The organism is Nereida sp. MMG025 (genome assembly GCF_021654165.1).
GTDB lineage: Bacteria > Pseudomonadota > Alphaproteobacteria > Rhodobacterales > Rhodobacteraceae > Nereida.
Genome location: NZ_JAKFZN010000001.1, coordinates 1 through 15,950 on the forward strand (window position 1 = coordinate 1; position 15,950 = coordinate 15,950).

Consider the following 15,950-nt stretch of genomic DNA (forward strand, 5'->3'; position numbering starts at 1 on the left):
TTCGACTATGCCCGCCTGATCGCTGATGCGCAAGCCGAAGGTGACAGCGGCAAAGCAGCGGCGCTGCGCTCGAAGGCGAACTTCTAAACCAGAAAAAACCTCAACGGTTGATCAGGGTCCTCCCTGCCTGGTCAGCCGTCCCACAAAGTCCCCGTTGGTTTGCCCACCACGGGGATTTTTGGTGCTAGCGTCCGATATAGCGATCTTGGCGGTGATTGACGCCGATGATCAGATTGACCACCACGGCACCGGCCAAGGACATCACCACAAGCATCGGATCGAGGACGAAAAACGCGGCCGCAAAAAGCAGTGCGTCAAACCCCAACTGGACCCATCCCGCCTGTATTCCAAAACGGTCCTGCATCCAAAGTCCCAAAACGCCGATGCCGCCAAGGGATGCGCCATGACGGAAAATCACGATCAATCCCAGACCGGCTGTCGCCCCTGCAAAGAATGCGGCAAACCACGGGTTGAGCGTTTCAAATGACAGGTAAAGCGGGACCAGTTCGGAAAACCCCGAAACCAGCGCGACAGCCAGAAACGTCTTGATTGTAAAACGTGCGCCAAGGCGAAGATAGCCAAGCACGTAGAACGGGATATTGACCAGAAAAAAGGTGACGGCGAAGGGCAGGGGCAGCACGTATGACAAAAGCACACCAAGCCCCGCCGTCTGGCCTGTGATCAGCCCGGACGCGGTAAGAAACTGCACAGAGACGGCGCAAAGAAATGTCCCCAAAACAAAGGCTTGGGCGTCTTCATGCCAACTATGGCGAACGGATTTATGTGGCTCCTGACGGGCCATTTTACATGGCTTTGTTCAGGTTCTCGTCAATCTTCTCCAAAAAGCCTTCGGTTGTTAGCCAACCTTGGTTCGGACCAACAAGAAGTGCCAGATCTTTGGTCATGGACCCGCTTTCGACCGTATCGACGATCACCTTTTCAAGTGTTTGCGCAAACTGCATCAGCTGTTTGTTTTCATCCAGTTTCGCCCGGTGTTTGAGCGCGCCCGTCCATGCATAGATCGACGCGATTGAGTTGGTGGATGTTGCCTCGCCGTTCTGGTGCTGACGGTAGTGGCGGGTGACTGTGCCGTGGGCCGCTTCGGCCTCGACGATCTTGCCATCGGGGGTCATCAGCTGGCTGGTCATCAAACCCAAAGAGCCAAACCCCTGCGCGACTGTATCGGACTGGACATCACCGTCATAGTTTTTGCAGGCCCAGACAAATTTACCCGACCATTTCATAGCACTTGCCACCATGTCGTCGATCAGGCGATGTTCGTACCACAAGTCGGCCTTTTTGAATTTGTCTGCAAATTCAGCGTCATAGATCTCTTGGAAGAGGTCTTTGAAACGCCCGTCATAGGCCTTGAGGATGGTATTTTTGGTCGACAGATACACGGGCCAACCAATGTTGAGACCGTAATTGAAAGAGGCGCGCGCAAAGTCGCGAATACTGTCATCAAGGTTATACATCCCCATCGCCACACCTGCAGAGGGGCTGTCGAACACCTCTTTTTCGATGACCGTTCCGTCTTCGCCCACAAACTTCATGGTCAGTTTGCCAGGCCCCGGCATCAGAAAATCGGTGGCTTTATATTGATCGCCAAAGGCGTGGCGCCCGATCACAATCGGGTCCGTCCATCCGGGCACAAGCCGTGGCACGTTCTTGCAGATGATCGGCGCGCGGAACACAACACCGCCAAGGATGTTGCGGATGGTCCCGTTGGGACTGCGCCACATCTTTTTGAGGCCGAACTCTTCAACGCGGGCTTCGTCTGGCGTGATGGTCGCACATTTCACGCCGACACCATATTTCTTGATGGCTTCGGCGGCATCAATGGTGATCTGGTCTTCGGTCTCGTCGCGGACCTCCATGCCCAGATCATAGTACTTCAGATCGATGTCGAGGTAGGGTAGGATCAGCTTTTTCTTAATGAAATCCCACATGATGCGGGTCATCTCGTCCCCGTCCAGTTCCACAACGGGGTTTTCGACTTTGATCTTCGACATGATGTGTTCCCTTTGGTTGGCCTTACCTTTGAGTGTCGGATAGCCGATCATCGGTCAAATGAAAAGCGATGTATGCGTTTGTATACCGCCTATGTTTTATGCGCTTCAAACCATGCTTCGATCCGTGGATGCAGGGCTGCCCAGATCGCGGGGGCCCCACGTTTGACCTTGGTTCCCACACGCGTTTCCAGTTGTGCGGGGGTTACCTTGTACTCAGGCCATGTGCCGCCGCCTGAACACAGGTTCGCCATAACGGGCTGCACACGGTCAAGCGATTTGCCAAATACGGCGTCCGCGCTCTGGGCGGCTTCAAATTCTTGCCAAAGCGCGAGAAGGTCAGCACCGCAGGGCTTGGGCAGAAGGCCAAAGATACGGCGGGCGGCTTTCAGTTCCCGTGCCTCGATATCGGTTTGATCGAAGTCACCGTGTATGGGGGTGTCGCCCACATCAATTTCCACCAGATCATGGATCAGCAACATGCGGATGACGCGGCTGACGTTTGATGGGGTGATGCTATGGTCGGCCAAAACAAGGGCGAACAGGCACAGGTGCCACGAATGTTCACCAGAGTTTTCGCGCCGCGAGCCCTGCAAAATCGGTGTGGCCCGCAAAACATGTTTGAGCGCATCGGTCTGGGCAATAAACCCTGCGACGCGTCCAAGGGGCGTGTCATCTGAACGCCCGTCCACCATCGCTTGGATCAGATGGTAGGCATCGGGCCAAATGGTTTGCAGACGCGCCACGCGCCCCGTTTTCAGGTTGTCGATGCTGATTTGCAGGTGCGCAGCCGTTGGGCTGCGGCCCATAAGGGTCATGATCTCGGGGTGCAGCCAATCGCAGGCGCGGGCAAATTGCGCCGTTGCGCTATCGCTTGTTTCGAACTCTTGCCAAAGGGCGCGCAGAGCGCTTCCCTGCGCTGATGGCAATATCGCATACAGCCGGTCTGCCGCGGCCTGTTCCTTGGCGGCAATCGCCTGTGGATCGTGGCGTTGGTGGATGGGGTGATCGCCTGCATCAATTTCGACCAGATCATGCAGGATCAGCATTGCAATCGCGCGATCCACGTCCACGTCCTGCGGAAAATAGGGCGCAGCAACCAGCGCCAAAAGCGCCACATGCCAGCTGTGTTCTGCCGTGTTTTCGCGCCGTGTGGCATCAAGCAGTGTGTTGTTGCGGATCACGTTTTTGAGTTTGTCAGCTTCCGTTAGGAATTCCAGTTGGCAGCTAAGGCTATTCACCCCTGGCCAGCCTCGTGATCATCCAAAGTCTTTGCCAAAAACGCGCGGCCTTTTTCGAATGCCATGCGCGTGCGGACGGCTGTCAGAAAAGCCTCTTCCAAGGTCTGCGAGGATGCAGCCAATACATCGCCCATCCGCATAAAAAGGCGATCATCGCCGATCTTCTTTTGCACCGCGATACATTCGTCTGCCAGCTTGTTGGCAAGTTCGGTCAGATCAGACATGGGCTAGCGCGTATTCTCGGTTAGGCGGCGCTGGACATATTCGGTCGTCGTGTCGATCAGCGTGTCCATGTGATCATTCTCAAAGAAGTGGCCTGCGCCTTGCACTTCTTCATGGGTGATGGTGATGCCCTTTTGCTCGTGCAGCTTGTTGACCAGCCCAACGGTATCGGCGGGCGGGGCCACGCGGTCATTTGAACCGTTTATGATCAGGCCAGATGACGGGCAGGGTGCAAGGAAGCTGAAGTCATACATATTGGCGGGGGGCGATACGCTGATAAAGCCCGTGATTTCGGGGCGGCGCATCAAAAGCTGCATGCCGATCCACGCACCAAAGCTGAAGCCCGCAACCCAACAGTGTTTGGAGTTGTTGTTCATCGATTGCAGGTAGTCCAATGCGCTTGCCGCATCCGAAAGCTCACCGATGCCCTGATCATATTCACCTTGGCTGCGCCCGACGCCGCGGAAGTTGAAGCGCAACACGGTGAAGCCCATGTTGTAGAATGCGTAGTGCAGATTGTAGACGACTTTGTTGTTCATCGTGCCGCCAAATTGCGGGTGCGGATGCAGCACAATCGCGATTGGCGCGTCCTTTTCCTTTTGGGGGTGGTAGCGGCCTTCCAAGCGACCCTCTGGGCCTGGGAAAATGACTTCGGGCATATCTGCGCCTTTTTATTCTGTGGCAGTTCTGACGGACGCTTTTGCTATTCTTGACGAATTTACTAAAGCACTTTAGAACCATTCTAATTCGCGCACCTTAACGGCGTCAGATGGACCTAATCGCTCTGGGCGCAGACGTCAATCAATACGCGCCAATCCATCAGGTGAAAGAAGGGGGGCAAGCCATGAAATTAAGCACCAAGGGCCGCTATGCGATGGTCGCTTTGGCGGATTTGGCATTGCAACCTGCCGATGCGCTCACCTCGCTTGGGGAAATCTCAAAGCGTCAGGACATATCGCTTCCGTATCTAGAGCAGTTGTTCGTCAAACTGCGCAAAGCCGATCTGGTGGCTTCTGTGCGCGGCCCTGGCGGCGGGTATCGTCTGTCGCGCTCTGCCAGTGATATTCGCGTGGTCGATATCCTGTCGGCGGTCGATGAAACCGTCAACGCGCTTCATACAGGCGCGGGGGCAAGCGGCGGGTCATCGGGCAGCCGTGCGCAATCCATGACCAATCGTTTGTGGGAAGGGCTGAGCGCCCATGTCTATGTGTTTTTGCACCAAACCCGCCTGAGTGATGTGGTGGGCAATGGTCTTGCACCGTGCCCCGCTGTGCCGGGACTGTTTGAGGTGGTGGACGAGTGAGCCGCGTTTACCTCGATCATAATGCAACCACGCCCCTGCGTACCGAGGCGCGTGCGGCGATGATTTCTGCGATGGATGTTTTGGGCAACCCAAGCTCTGTTCATGCAGAAGGGCGTGTTGCCAAAGGGTTGATTGAAACGGCCCGCGCCCAAGTGGCCGAGGCATTGGGCGCGAGCGGGTGCGATATTGTCTTTACGTCTGGTGCCACCGAAAGCGCCGCGCTGGCCCTTGCGGGACGCGGTTTGCACGGCGCGGATATCGAACATGATGCTGTTGCGGCGTGGATCACGCCTGATCTGGCCATGGTGAACGGGCAGGTGCAGATAGCTGATCCCGCGCAGTCTTGTGTGCAATTGGCCAACTCCGAAACGGGCATCGTTCAGGATCTGCCGCAAGGTGTGGCTGTCAGCGATATGACGCAGGCTTTCGGCAAACTGCCGCTTGCTTTCAATTGGGCTGGTGCTGGCATGGGATTGGTGAGCGCGCATAAACTGGGTGGGCCAAAGGGCATTGGGGCCCTCGTCTTTCCACAAGGCACGGATGTCGCGGCACAGATCAAAGGGGGCGGGCAGGAAATGGGCCGCCGCTCTGGCACGGAAAACATCATCGGGATTGCTGGATTTGGGGCGGCGGCGCAGGCCGCGGCACAAGACCTTGCAGACGGAAAATGGGCGCGGATCGAAAAACTTAGAATAATTCTAGAAAACGCCCTTGCGGATGGTGCCAATCAGACTATTTTTGTCGGGAAAGAGAATAGACGCTTGCCGAACACAAGCTGTTTTATCCGCGAGGGATGGAAAGGCGAGACGCAGGTCATGGCAATGGATCTTGCCGGGTTTGCAATTTCGGCGGGCAGTGCGTGTTCCAGCGGCAAGGTCAAGGCCAGCCGCGTGTTGAAGGCGATGGGATATTCCGAAGAGCAGGCCGCATCAGCGGTGCGCGTCTCTTTGGGTTTGGATACGACGGAAGCGCAGGTCCTGCAATTCGCGCAGGCTTGGCTGAAAGCAGAGAAACGGATGCGCAGCCGCGCAGCTTGAAAAAGGGGAACGATCATGGGTTTGGATGTCGAGGTCAAAGACGGCGTAGAAGAGGCCACCGTCGAGGCGGTCAAAGACCTGTCCACCTACAAATACGGGTGGGAAACCGAGATCGAGATGGAATACGCCCCCAAAGGCGTAAACCCCGATATCGTCAAGCTGATTTCCGAAAAGAACGACGAACCAGAGTGGATGACTGAATGGCGTCTGCAAGCGTTCGAGCGGTGGGAAAAGATGACCGAGCCGAAATGGGCGATGGTCGACTACCCCAAGATCGATTTTCAGGACCAGTACTATTACGCCCGCCCTGCCAGCATGACCGAAAAGCCCAAGTCGCTGGACGAGGTCGATCCCAAATTGCTGGAAACATACGCGAAACTTGGCATTCCATTGAAAGAGCAGGCTATTCTCGCAGGTGTTGAGATGCCCGAAGAAGAGCGCAAAGTCGCTGTTGATGCGGTGTTCGATTCCGTTTCGCTTGGGACAACTTTCAAGGACGAACTGGCCAAGGCCGGCGTGATCTTCTGCTCGATTTCTGAGGCGATCAAAGAACATCCGGAATTGGTTAAGAAATACCTCGGATCGGTCGTACCGGTGTCGGACAACTATTATGCCACGCTAAATTCGGCCGTGTTCTCGGATGGCTCGTTCGTTTACGTGCCGCCAGGCGTGCGCTGCCCGATGGAGCTATCCACTTACTTCCGTATCAATGCCGAAAACACGGGTCAGTTCGAACGCACTCTGATCATTGCCGATAAAGGCAGTTATGTGTCCTATCTGGAAGGCTGCACAGCGCCCAAGCGCGATGTGGCGCAGCTGCATGCGGCGGTGGTCGAGATCATCATCGAAGAAGACGCCGAAGTGAAATATTCGACCGTGCAGAACTGGTTCCCCGGGGACGAGGACGGCAAAGGTGGCATTTATAACTTCGTGACCAAACGCGCCGATTGTCGTGGTGATCGCGCCAAGGTGATGTGGACGCAGGTGGAAACAGGGTCCGCGGTGACATGGAAGTACCCAAGCTGCATCCTGCGCGGTGACGACACGCAGGGCGAGTTTTATTCCATTGCCATCGCCAACAATTACCAGCAGGCGGACACTGGCACCAAGATGGTTCATCTTGGCAAGAACACCAAGTCGCGTATCGTGTCCAAAGGCATCAGCGCGGGTAAGGCGCAAAACACCTACCGTGGTCTGGTGTCTATGCACCCGAAAGCCAAAAATTCGCGCAACTACACCCAATGCGACAGCTTGCTGATCGGTGATAAATGCGGCGCGCACACCGTCCCGTATATCGAAGTGAAAAACAACAGCAGCCGTGTTGAGCACGAGGCAACCACCTCCAAAGTGGACGACGATCAGTTGTTCTATTGCCGTTCGCGCGGGATGGACGAGGAAGAGGCTGTCGCCTTGGTCGTGAACGGCTTCTGTAAGGAAGTTCTGCAGGCCCTGCCGATGGAATTTGCGATGGAAGCACAGGCGCTGGTGGCCATCAGCCTTGAAGGGTCGGTCGGCTAGGCCGATGCATTCATGACCGTAATCGCCCAAATCCTGCCCAATTGTGGCCCAATCCGTTTTGTATCACGCGAAGTGACGCAAACGATTGGGCACGACTATGGCTATCGACACAACCAGTTTCGACGCACGCATGAAGCGTATCAACAAAGCACATGGCAACGTCATGCACGGCGCGGGCGCGGGCAAACGCAAGTCGGGTATGGTAAAGGGCTTTTTGACGGGATTGGTCGCGTATATCGCCTTTTCACTGGCCGAATTGCACCTGATGGGAACCTTGCGCATCGGATTTCCGACGCTCGGCGCGCTGGCCATGGCACTGGCCGGAACTTTTGCAATCGGTTGGGGGTTGCGGAACTTTCTGAAGGTGCAGGGCAAGAAAGTGATGCAGGGCCATCTGGCGGGCATCGCGATTGCTGCGGCCACGCTTCACTTGGGCGCACATCTTGCACCAGCACAATTCGAAATGGCGTTTTCGTCGGACTGGGTCGCCACCGTGACCGAGCGGACAGAACCCACACTTTTGACGCGCAATGCGGGCATTTTGTCAGCGCAGAATACCGTCGTCACAGCGGTTTTGGACAGTCAGGTCTATCAGGACCTAACCAACCCAAAAGAACAGTAAAAACACCCATAAACAATAACTTACGCAATAAACCTCATGTATCACATGAGGTTTTTGTGCTGCGTGACCATCAAAGCCGAGGGGGCAATCATGCTTGAGATCAAGAACCTGCACGTGAAACTTGAAGAAGAGGACAAGCAAATCCTCAAAGGTGTGAACCTGTCTCTTGAAGCGGGCAAAGTCCATGCGATCATGGGGCCCAATGGATCGGGCAAATCGACATTGTCTTACGTCTTGTCGGGCAAAGACGGCTATGAAGTAACCGATGGGGAAGTACACCTGTTGGGCGAAGACGTGCTGGACATGGAGCCTGAAGAACGTGCGGCAGCGGGCCTTTTTCTTGCCTTTCAATACCCTGTTGAAATTCCTGGTGTGGGTAACATGACATTCCTGCGTACAGCCGTGAACGCACAGCGCAAACAGCGCGGCGAAGAAGAGCTGTCGGCCGGCGATTTCCTGAAAGTTGTGCGCGAGAAAGCCAAGACCCTTAAAATCGACGCAGACATGTTGAAACGGCCCGTGAATGTGGGCTTTTCGGGTGGCGAGAAAAAGCGCAACGAGATTCTGCAGATGGCGATGCTGGAACCCAAAATGTGTATTTTGGACGAAACGGATTCGGGCCTTGATGTCGACGCGATGAAATTGGTGTCCGAAGGTGTGAACGCGCTGCGCGATGCGGGCCGCACCTTCCTTGTCATCACCCATTACCAACGCCTGCTGGACCACATCAAACCGGATGTCGTGCACATTATGGCCGACGGCAAAATCATCAAATCGGGCGGCCCAGAATTGGCGCTTGAGGTGGAAAACAACGGCTACGCCGATATTTTGGCAGAGGTGGCCTGATGGCACTTCCAGACGTAAAACAAGAGCTTACAGCGGCGCGACTGGATGCGAACGCGGTGCCCGAAAGCGGCGCTTGGCTGGCTGCGGCCCGTGCCGATGCCGTGGCGCGCGTGCAATCCATGGGGCTTCCAACGAAGCGTGATGAATATTGGAAATATACTGACCCGACAACGCTGACATCTGCGCAGGCGCCTGAGGCCGCGGTTTTTGAAGCCAGCGATGAAGCGCCGCTCTATGACACAATCGACCGCCTTCGCGTGGTCTTTGTGGACGGCGTTTTCGATGCGGAAGCCTCTGATGACCTGACCCTTGAAGGCGTGACCATCGAGCGGCTGTCGGATGCCGGACGCGCCGATATTCATTGGGCCAAAGACCTTTACGGGGTGTTGGAAACCAAAGGTCAAATACCTGTGGAACGGCCCCTTGCTGCGCTGAACACAGCACTGGCGACTGACGGGTTGTTGATCCACGTGACAGGGACACCCACCAAACCGATCAGCATGATCTATCGCCACAAAGATGCGTCCAGCGATGCGGTCCTGCATCATGTGGTCAAGGTCGAAGCAGGGGCGTCTGTCACCATCCTTGAAAACGGTCCTGCTGCCGCACGGTTCAACAAATGTATGGAAATCGACGTCGCAGACACGGGCGCGTTTCATCATATCCGTGCGCAAGGGCGCGACCATGAACGCCGTGCAGTGACGCATATGTTCGGCCGTTTGGGCACCGAGTCTGTCTTCAAATCCTTTACGCTGACGGCCAATGGCGTTTTGACACGCAACGAAGTGGTATTGGAACTGACCGGTGATGACGCGCAAGCCCATGTTGCAGGCGCGGCTTTGGGCGACGGCGCATTTCATCATGACGACACGGTGTTTATCACACATGACGCGGTGAATTGTGAAAGCCGTCAGGTCTTCAAAAAGGTTCTGCGCAACGGTGCGGTCGGGGTTTTCCAGGGCAAGATCCTTGTGCAGCCTGATGCGCAGAAAACCGACGGGTATCAGATCAGCCAATCGCTTCTTCTGGACGATGACAGCCAGTTTCTGGCCAAGCCAGAGCTGGAAATCTACGCCGATGATGTGGCCTGTTCGCATGGGTCCACCTCGGGCGCGATTGATGAGGATGCCTTGTTCTATCTGCGCTCGCGTGGTGTGCCAAAGGGCCGTGCAGAGGACCTGTTGGTTTTGTCATTCCTTGCCGAAGCGATTGACGAGATCGAGGATGCCGACATCGCCGCCGATATTCTGGGCCGTCTGGAAGCATGGCTGGAGCGGCGGCGCGGCTAGGCATGTCTCTCAGCAATGATATCTTGGCGACCTATCGGGGTCCGAGACGTGTGGTTTCGCGGTTGCTTGGTATGGGCCACCGCGAAGACCGCGCCTTGGCAATCCTGATGGGGGCGTGCTTGCTGATGTTTATATCGGATTTGCCGCGCATCGCGCGCACCCAACATCTTGAAGGGGGCGATACGACTCAGGCGTTGTCTTATGCCTTCATGGGCTGGCTTTTGCTATGGCCGCTGCTTTTTTACGGTGTGGCTGGTCTGGCGCATCTTGTGTCAAAGGTGATCGGTGGGCAGGGCACGTGGTATTCTGCGCGGCTTGCGACCTTCTGGGCGCTTTTGGCGGCCACACCGCTTGCGCTGCTCAATGGGCTGACTGCGGGTTTTGTGGGCGAAGGGCCTGCTCTGCAATTGGTGGGGCTACTTTGGATCGGTGCGTTTGGTTTTTTCTGGGTTCAGGGTATGCGTGCTGCATCAGCCGAGGCGGCAGTATGACCATTGGGCTTGCGCAGCTGCAGGGTTTGTTTCGCCTGACATGGCAAGACCCGCGCGAAGGGGCGCATGCCGTGCTTTCCATGCCCATGCCGCGCAATGCTGTGTGGCTGTCGGTTGCTTTCGTGGCTGTGCTTTCCGCACTGCTGTCCGGTGTCTCACAAGAGCTTTTCCCTGTTGAGCTGCCCGATGGGCGCCAGCCTGATATGCCGTGGATCATTGCGCTGCGCCAGTTTGGCCAGTTGGTCATCCTGATTTTCTCGGTCTACTGGGGCGGCCGGATGTTGGACGGGCGGGGGTCCTTGCCCGAGGTGGCGATCGTTCTGACCTGGTTGCAGCTGTATTCGCTGCCGTTTCAAATTGGCGTGATCATCTTGGTCACCATTGCCCCGCTGTTGGGCGCGTTTATGTTTATGGTTGTTGCGGGATACCTGCTCTACCTGCTTGTGACCTTCATCGACATTGCCCATGCGTTGGGATCGGTCTGGAAGGCGGCAAAGATGCTAATTCTGGTGATTGTGGGCCTTGCTCTCGGTCTCAGTCTGTTACTCACGCTGGTGAATGTCAGCGCCTGAAGGAGAATGGCCCATGGGCTACGATATCAATAAAGTGCGTGCAGACTTTCCGATCCTGTCACGCGAAGTGAACGGCAAACCGCTGGTCTATCTGGACAATGGGGCCTCGGCACAAAAACCGCAGGTTGTGATTGATGCTGTCACCCGCGGGTATGCAGAGGAATATTCCAATGTTCACCGTGGCTTACACTACCTTTCTAATCTTGCGACAGATCGATATGAAGCTGTGCGCGGGGTGGTTGCCAAATTCCTGAACGCGCCGTCCGAGGACGAGATTGTCTTTACCAGCGGCACCACAGAAGGCATCAATCTGGTGGCCTACGGGTGGGCCATGCCACGCATGCAGGCGGGTGATGAAATTATCCTTTCGGTGATGGAGCATCATGCCAATATCGTGCCTTGGCATTTCTTGCGGGAACGCCAAGGCGTGGTTTTGAAGTGGGTTGATGTGGACGCAAATGGCGCGCTTGATCCGCAGGCTGTGATCGATGCCATGGGACCAAAGACAAAGCTGATTGCAATCTCACATCTTTCCAATGTGTTAGGCACCAAAGTTGATGTGAAAACCATCACGCAAGCGGCCCATGCGCGGGGCGTGCCGGTCCTTGTGGATGGCAGTCAAGCGGCTGTCCACGGGCCTGTCGACGTCACCGATCTGGACTGTGATTTCTACTGTATCACGGGGCACAAGCTTTATGGTCCGTCGGGATCTGGTGCAAATTTCATAAAGATGGACCGCATGAAAGAGATGCGCCCCTTTATCGGTGGGGGTGACATGATCCGCGAGGTGCATCGCGATACGGTCACTTGGAATGACCCGCCCATGAAGTTCGAAGCGGGCACACCCGGTATTGTGCAGACCATCGGGCTTGGCGTTGCGCTGGAGTATATGATGGACCTCGGGATGGACAACATCGCGGCCCATGAGGATCAGTTGCGTGACTATGCTTGGGAGAAACTAAAAGGTTTGAACTGGTTGAACATCCAAGGGCAAACACCTGATAAAGCAGCGATTTTCAGCTTCACCCTGGAAGGTGCTGCGCATGCACACGATATTTCGACAGTGCTTGATAAAAAAGGCGTTGCCGTGCGCGCCGGCCATCACTGTGCGCAACCTTTGATGGAGCATATGGGTGTGCCTGCGACCTGCCGCGCGTCCTTTGGCCTTTATAATACGCAAGCCGAAGTCGATGTGCTGATCGACGCGCTTGAGCTGTGTCACGAGTTGTTTTCATAGCCAAGCCCTCAAAACAGCGTTGCGGCACCCGCGGCGTCTGGCTATATGAAACGAACGGTCCCTTAGCTCAGCTGGATAGAGCGCTGCCCTCCGAAGGCAGAGGCCAGAGGTTCGAATCCTCTAGGGACCGCCACTTACCCAAAACCATCATCAGAATAGCCGTCAAAGCGGATAATTTATACGCTATTTTAAGAGATTTGGCTCCGACGGTAGGGATCGGAGCTAGTTTCCGCGCGCAATTTTAAAGCTCTGAACGAAAACGATATTTTAGGTCAGTCTTGGTGTCCTGAGTTGGTTTTGTGACAGCGGTGTGCCACTGGAGTGATATCGTGGTGCAAGCTGAACGCACAGACCTCTGGTCGGCGAATGGGACTAGTGAGCATGCTTCCTGAGTTCGCGTTCGACGATTGATCGAATGTAGTTCAGATGGGCGATTGCATCGGCACGCGTCAGAAACTGCTCGGCCATCGCGGCGGCGTAGGGGTCGGTCTCCGATTCAATCTTATCTGCGATTTCGTCCGGGGTCATCTGGGACGCCGTTGGTACGCCTTGTCTGGAAACGGCAAGTAAGCGTGCAATGTCTTGTAGCTGTGGCAAGCGAGGCGCGTTGTCCGCGCCCCAGGACTTCGAAAGGTCGTCGCCGTGGGCTTCGCAATAGCGATCCATGATCGCCTTGGTAAGGCGATGGGTGAGAGCCCGTGTCCGGGCATGCGACAAGGACGTGCTGGCGCACGTGTTCAATGATGTAGAAGGCATAGGTATAGGTTCCAAGAGAGAGCAGGTTAGGACTGTTTGTTTAGGTCCAAGGTCAAGGGGGGAGCAGGGTGCCGCGCGACGATCTGATTAAGGAGCCGATGGATTGCGGGGAGTGCTTCGGCTCGATAGATCTCCGACTTTACCGCGATGGCATTGCCGAAGACGCTCTTCGGGACGACCCATTCTGGGTATTTTGCCTTCAGGATTTCGTGAGCTGCCTTTTCCTGTGTCTGGGCCAGATAGCGGCTCGACATCGGGTGATATCGAAGGACTGCCGTAGGCACATCCTTGTCGATCTTGAGGTCACGGTGCAGGCGATCTTCGTACCGGTGACTGTGTCCTAGCTTCATGAGGGGAAGTCCCGGCAAATCAATTTGAAAGACGTAGATTCCTGATCTGACAGGGCCCTTATCAGGACCGCATCGTGGGCAGGCACACCGTCCGGTCTTCATGTTGCCGATGCTGACTTGATGCTCGATGCCGCATTTGTGGCGGTACACGCCATAGGCCGCGCGATCCCCGGAAGGTTTCAGGAATCTCCAGCCATTGAGCCTAGCCTCGTCATCGTATCGTTTGTGACGACACGTTTCGCAATCGACATTCACCTCACCCCGGCCAACCTTTTTGACCTGATTGCGCTGCAGCTTTTTCGTGTGACCGCAGCTCAGCGTCAAAATACGATCATGGCGGTCACCCCCTTGGCACCTTCCGATGGTCGTCGCGCCAAAGTGCTTGGCGGCGTCATCGTAGGGGGGGCGAAGACAGGATCGGCAATGAATGTTATTATTTACGACGACGATGGTGCGCCGAAGCAGGGGCTCACCGCACTTCTTGCATCCAAGTACGAGCGTTTGATGATCCCCGCCACCGCGGCCTAAGGCGATGTAGCCCTTGCTTTCTGCGGCTTCTTTCCAATGAGGTAGAACCGGACCCGGGTGATAGGTTGGGAAGCGTCCCTTCACTTTGAACGGGTAAAACAAACAGGGATGGCGCATGAGAAAATCCTTCTGGACGCGCACCGTTTACAAGCCGAGCCATTCGACTGGCCGTTGAACATAGCGCGTGAGAGATCATTCCCCTCGGCACGGGATCGGCCGAGGAGATGTGGTCTACCAGATGTGTTTAAGGATCAGGCCGCCGATCGTGCCGTGATGAGATCACGATTGGCCACGTAGATATTGAACAAACAGCCCGTAATCTGGATCGCTTCGGCCAATTCAGCATCGACCTTGCGGAGTTTCTTTGCCCGCGCGAGAAGTTCTGCAAAATGCCGCCCGAGCAAGGTGCCATCGGGAATACTGGGGGCAAAAGGTATTCGGGACGTGTTGCCGCATCACGAATGTGAAGGTTCACCTCCGACATCAACCGCAGATCCCCAAGAGCGTTCTCAAAGTTTGCCCAAGCCAGAGCCGCGGCATGGCCAAGCGTTCGCCCAACTTCAGTATCGAGGCCCGCATGGCTGACATGCAATGTCCAGTCAGCCCGCAAAGCGTCCTGAAGCAGGTCATTGACTACTTCCAACGCAACCCGATCGGACGCCGGGGAGTGTTTCGCAGGCTTCTCCTGCGTGGTATGAATTATCTCAGCCATCGTGATCTCCTTGTAGATCGTTTGGTTAGCATGGACGCAGGAGTTGCCGCTCCCGTGTCCATGCGGTATAAATTCGTTCTAGGTTTATAAGATGAAAAAATGGGTCGCCCCCGAAAAACTACTGAGCAGTTGTCTCTGCGCCTGGAGACTTCAACGATATCGAAGATCGACGATTTGCGAAAAATGGAAACTGATTTGCCTAGTCTTCCGGAGATGATCCGACGGATGATTGATCGATATTTCGATGTTGTGGAGAAGAGGGAGGAATGACTGGATGAAGTTGTCTGCTTTCGGCCCCAAGCCGACATTGGCCCCACCCGCGCAATGCTGCGACCGCAGCCCGCAATTCGGACATTCGCTGCGCCTTACAGTTAACTGGAAGAATTCCCAGCGTTTCGACAACTTGTCATCGTCGCAAGGCCTCTTTCAAGGACGTTGAACCCTCATCACTCTCTCGCAAATCAAGTTGAGAATAGATGTCGAGAAGGTGGCCCTTCATAAGGTCCTCTGCGGAGGATCCATTGTGGTTGCGCAACGCATCGACAAGGGCGTGGTGGGCATTACTTTCGCATAGGGCATTACGCCGCTTCCAGTAGAGGGCAATGACCAGTGAAGAACGGGACACAAGTTGTTTAAGAAACTGCTCGATCGTTTGCTGATCCGCAATTCGAGCGATTTCCAGATGAAAGTCTCCCGACAGTTTCAAGGCCAGTCCGGGCTTGCCCTTATCAAGTGCATCGTGCTCTTCACTGATGTGCCGCTCGAGCAGAGCAATATCTTCAGGTGTAGTGCGTTCGGCAGCGGCGCGCGCTGTGCTTGGTTCCAATAGGGCACGTGCCTGAAAGACTTCATGTGCTTCCTTTAGGGTCGGTTTGGCGACAAAGGCCCCACGGTTTTTCTCTATCGCAAGCAAGCCTTCGAACGCCATCGCGCGCAGAGCCTGCCTAACTACGGTCCGGCTTACCCCAAAGACATCGCTGACTTCGTCCTCACGGAGTTTCGCCCCAGGCTTGAGCCGATGCTCATGCACAGCGTCTGAAAGCTGTGCCGTGATCTCTTCAGCTGTAACGCTCTTACTTTTGGTGATGCTCGACATGATGCCCCCCTGACCTCAATTTGCGAACTCCACAGTCATGGTACAATGGCTTAATCAATCTCCTGTATTATTGTATACAATTATTGCCTATTTTTTGCACAATTTCACTTGCCAACGCTGC

General features: G+C 55.5%; 19 protein-coding genes and 1 tRNA gene. 11 read left to right on the forward strand and 9 right to left on the reverse strand.

Features of this window, described 5'->3' with window-relative positions:
• Positions 1–184: 184 nt before the first annotated feature.
• From L1065_RS00005 to L1065_RS00025, 5 genes are all read right to left on the reverse strand, one after another.
• Complete coding sequence (locus L1065_RS00005; protein ID WP_237093397.1) at positions 185–802, reverse strand: YitT family protein; 618 nt, start codon at positions 800–802, stop codon at positions 185–187.
• Between the two features lies 1 nt (position 803).
• Positions 804–2,012, reverse strand: a complete 1,209-nt coding sequence (locus tag L1065_RS00010; protein WP_237093398.1) for an NADP-dependent isocitrate dehydrogenase — start codon at positions 2,010–2,012, stop codon at positions 804–806.
• 89 nt (positions 2,013–2,101) lie between these two features.
• Positions 2,102–3,250, reverse strand: coding sequence for an HD domain-containing protein (locus L1065_RS00015; protein WP_237093399.1), 1,149 nt, complete (start codon positions 3,248–3,250; stop codon positions 2,102–2,104).
• Positions 3,247–3,474, reverse strand: coding sequence for a hypothetical protein (locus L1065_RS00020; RefSeq protein WP_237093400.1), 228 nt, complete (start codon positions 3,472–3,474; stop codon positions 3,247–3,249). The genes L1065_RS00015 and L1065_RS00020 overlap by 4 nt, the downstream gene beginning before the upstream one ends.
• 3 nt (positions 3,475–3,477) lie before the next feature.
• A complete protein-coding gene (locus L1065_RS00025) occupies positions 3,478–4,131 on the reverse strand; it encodes an alpha/beta hydrolase (RefSeq protein ID WP_237093401.1) in 654 nt (217 codons plus the stop codon).
• Positions 4,132–4,316: 185 nt separating this feature from the next.
• Between L1065_RS00025 and L1065_RS00030 the strand changes: the two genes are divergently transcribed.
• From L1065_RS00030 to L1065_RS00075, 10 genes are all read left to right on the forward strand, one after another.
• Positions 4,317–4,775 (forward strand): Rrf2 family transcriptional regulator, encoded by a 459-nt coding sequence (locus tag L1065_RS00030; protein WP_237093402.1) that lies wholly within the window; start codon positions 4,317–4,319, stop codon positions 4,773–4,775.
• Positions 4,772–5,812 carry an aminotransferase class V-fold PLP-dependent enzyme gene (locus L1065_RS00035; RefSeq protein WP_237093403.1) on the forward strand — a complete coding sequence of 347 codons (1,041 nt, stop codon included), beginning with the start codon at positions 4,772–4,774 and terminating at the stop codon, positions 5,810–5,812. The genes L1065_RS00030 and L1065_RS00035 overlap by 4 nt, the downstream gene beginning before the upstream one ends.
• A gap of 15 nt (positions 5,813–5,827) precedes the next feature.
• Positions 5,828–7,330 (forward strand): Fe-S cluster assembly protein SufB, encoded by a 1,503-nt coding sequence (gene sufB / locus L1065_RS00040; RefSeq protein WP_237093404.1) that lies wholly within the window; start codon positions 5,828–5,830, stop codon positions 7,328–7,330.
• A gap of 97 nt (positions 7,331–7,427) precedes the next feature.
• Positions 7,428–7,952, forward strand: coding sequence for a hypothetical protein (locus L1065_RS00045; RefSeq protein ID WP_237093405.1), 525 nt, complete (start codon positions 7,428–7,430; stop codon positions 7,950–7,952).
• Positions 7,953–8,042: 90 nt separating this feature from the next.
• Positions 8,043–8,798, forward strand: coding sequence for a Fe-S cluster assembly ATPase SufC (gene sufC / locus L1065_RS00050; protein ID WP_237093406.1), 756 nt, complete (start codon positions 8,043–8,045; stop codon positions 8,796–8,798).
• The gene (locus tag L1065_RS00055; protein ID WP_237093407.1) at positions 8,798–10,087 is read left to right on the forward strand and encodes a SufD family Fe-S cluster assembly protein; all 1,290 of its coding nucleotides are present in this window, start codon (positions 8,798–8,800) and stop codon (positions 10,085–10,087) included. Before sufC ends, L1065_RS00055 begins: the two co-directional genes overlap by 1 nt.
• 2 nt (positions 10,088–10,089) lie before the next feature.
• Positions 10,090–10,578, forward strand: coding sequence for a hypothetical protein (locus L1065_RS00060; RefSeq protein ID WP_237093408.1), 489 nt, complete (start codon positions 10,090–10,092; stop codon positions 10,576–10,578).
• Positions 10,575–11,150: a YIP1 family protein gene (locus tag L1065_RS00065; protein ID WP_237093409.1), complete on the forward strand. Its 576-nt coding sequence runs from the start codon at positions 10,575–10,577 to the stop codon at positions 11,148–11,150. Before L1065_RS00060 ends, L1065_RS00065 begins: the two co-directional genes overlap by 4 nt.
• 13 nt (positions 11,151–11,163) lie before the next feature.
• Positions 11,164–12,387, forward strand: a complete 1,224-nt coding sequence (locus L1065_RS00070) for a cysteine desulfurase (RefSeq protein ID WP_237093410.1) — start codon at positions 11,164–11,166, stop codon at positions 12,385–12,387.
• 56 nt (positions 12,388–12,443) lie between these two features.
• Positions 12,444–12,520 (forward strand) — tRNA-Arg (locus L1065_RS00075).
• 239 nt (positions 12,521–12,759) lie between these two features.
• Here L1065_RS00075 and L1065_RS00080 read toward each other — a convergent pair.
• Positions 12,760–13,053 carry a hypothetical protein gene (locus L1065_RS00080; RefSeq protein ID WP_237093411.1) on the reverse strand — a complete coding sequence of 98 codons (294 nt, stop codon included), beginning with the start codon at positions 13,051–13,053 and terminating at the stop codon, positions 12,760–12,762.
• Between the two features lie 116 nt (positions 13,054–13,169).
• Positions 13,170–13,493, reverse strand: a complete 324-nt coding sequence (locus L1065_RS00085; RefSeq protein ID WP_237093412.1) for a hypothetical protein — start codon at positions 13,491–13,493, stop codon at positions 13,170–13,172.
• A 120-nt stretch (positions 13,494–13,613) separates the two neighbouring features.
• On the opposite strand from L1065_RS00085, the gene L1065_RS00090 reads away from it, so the two are divergent.
• The gene (locus L1065_RS00090; protein WP_237093413.1) at positions 13,614–14,021 is read left to right on the forward strand and encodes a hypothetical protein; all 408 of its coding nucleotides are present in this window, start codon (positions 13,614–13,616) and stop codon (positions 14,019–14,021) included.
• A gap of 251 nt (positions 14,022–14,272) precedes the next feature.
• Here the strand turns inward: L1065_RS00090 and L1065_RS00095 are convergent, their stop codons facing one another.
• Positions 14,273–14,425 carry a hypothetical protein gene (locus tag L1065_RS00095; RefSeq protein ID WP_237093414.1) on the reverse strand — a complete coding sequence of 51 codons (153 nt, stop codon included), beginning with the start codon at positions 14,423–14,425 and terminating at the stop codon, positions 14,273–14,275.
• 714 nt (positions 14,426–15,139) lie between these two features.
• Entirely contained in the window at positions 15,140–15,829 is a 690-nt protein-coding gene (locus tag L1065_RS00100) for a GntR family transcriptional regulator (protein WP_237093415.1), read from the reverse strand.
• Between the last annotated feature and the right edge of the window lie 121 nt (positions 15,830–15,950).

Excerpts from the sequence above, each read along its gene's own strand:
- L1065_RS00005 (WP_237093397.1), bottom strand. The coding sequence starts at position 802 with ATGGCCCGTCAGGAGCCACATAAATCCGTTCGCCATAGTTGGCATGAA.
- L1065_RS00010 (WP_237093398.1), bottom strand. The coding sequence starts at position 2,012 with ATGTCGAAGATCAAAGTCGAAAACCCCGTTGTGGAACTGGACGGGGAC.
- L1065_RS00020 (WP_237093400.1), bottom strand. The coding sequence starts at position 3,474 with ATGTCTGATCTGACCGAACTTGCCAACAAGCTGGCAGACGAATGTATC.
- L1065_RS00025 (WP_237093401.1), bottom strand. The coding sequence starts at position 4,131 with ATGCCCGAAGTCATTTTCCCAGGCCCAGAGGGTCGCTTGGAAGGCCGC.
- L1065_RS00030 (WP_237093402.1), top strand. The coding sequence starts at position 4,317 with ATGAAATTAAGCACCAAGGGCCGCTATGCGATGGTCGCTTTGGCGGAT.
- sufB (WP_237093404.1), top strand. The coding sequence starts at position 5,828 with ATGGGTTTGGATGTCGAGGTCAAAGACGGCGTAGAAGAGGCCACCGTC.
- L1065_RS00045 (WP_237093405.1), top strand. The coding sequence starts at position 7,428 with ATGGCTATCGACACAACCAGTTTCGACGCACGCATGAAGCGTATCAAC.
- sufC (WP_237093406.1), top strand. The coding sequence starts at position 8,043 with ATGCTTGAGATCAAGAACCTGCACGTGAAACTTGAAGAAGAGGACAAG.
- L1065_RS00055 (WP_237093407.1), top strand. The coding sequence starts at position 8,798 with ATGGCACTTCCAGACGTAAAACAAGAGCTTACAGCGGCGCGACTGGAT.
- L1065_RS00060 (WP_237093408.1), top strand. The coding sequence starts at position 10,090 with ATGTCTCTCAGCAATGATATCTTGGCGACCTATCGGGGTCCGAGACGT.
- L1065_RS00065 (WP_237093409.1), top strand. The coding sequence starts at position 10,575 with ATGACCATTGGGCTTGCGCAGCTGCAGGGTTTGTTTCGCCTGACATGG.
- L1065_RS00070 (WP_237093410.1), top strand. The coding sequence starts at position 11,164 with ATGGGCTACGATATCAATAAAGTGCGTGCAGACTTTCCGATCCTGTCA.
- L1065_RS00080 (WP_237093411.1), bottom strand. The coding sequence starts at position 13,053 with ATGGATCGCTATTGCGAAGCCCACGGCGACGACCTTTCGAAGTCCTGG.
- L1065_RS00085 (WP_237093412.1), bottom strand. The coding sequence starts at position 13,493 with ATGAAGCTAGGACACAGTCACCGGTACGAAGATCGCCTGCACCGTGAC.
- L1065_RS00090 (WP_237093413.1), top strand. The coding sequence starts at position 13,614 with ATGCTCGATGCCGCATTTGTGGCGGTACACGCCATAGGCCGCGCGATC.
- L1065_RS00100 (WP_237093415.1), bottom strand. The coding sequence starts at position 15,829 with ATGTCGAGCATCACCAAAAGTAAGAGCGTTACAGCTGAAGAGATCACG.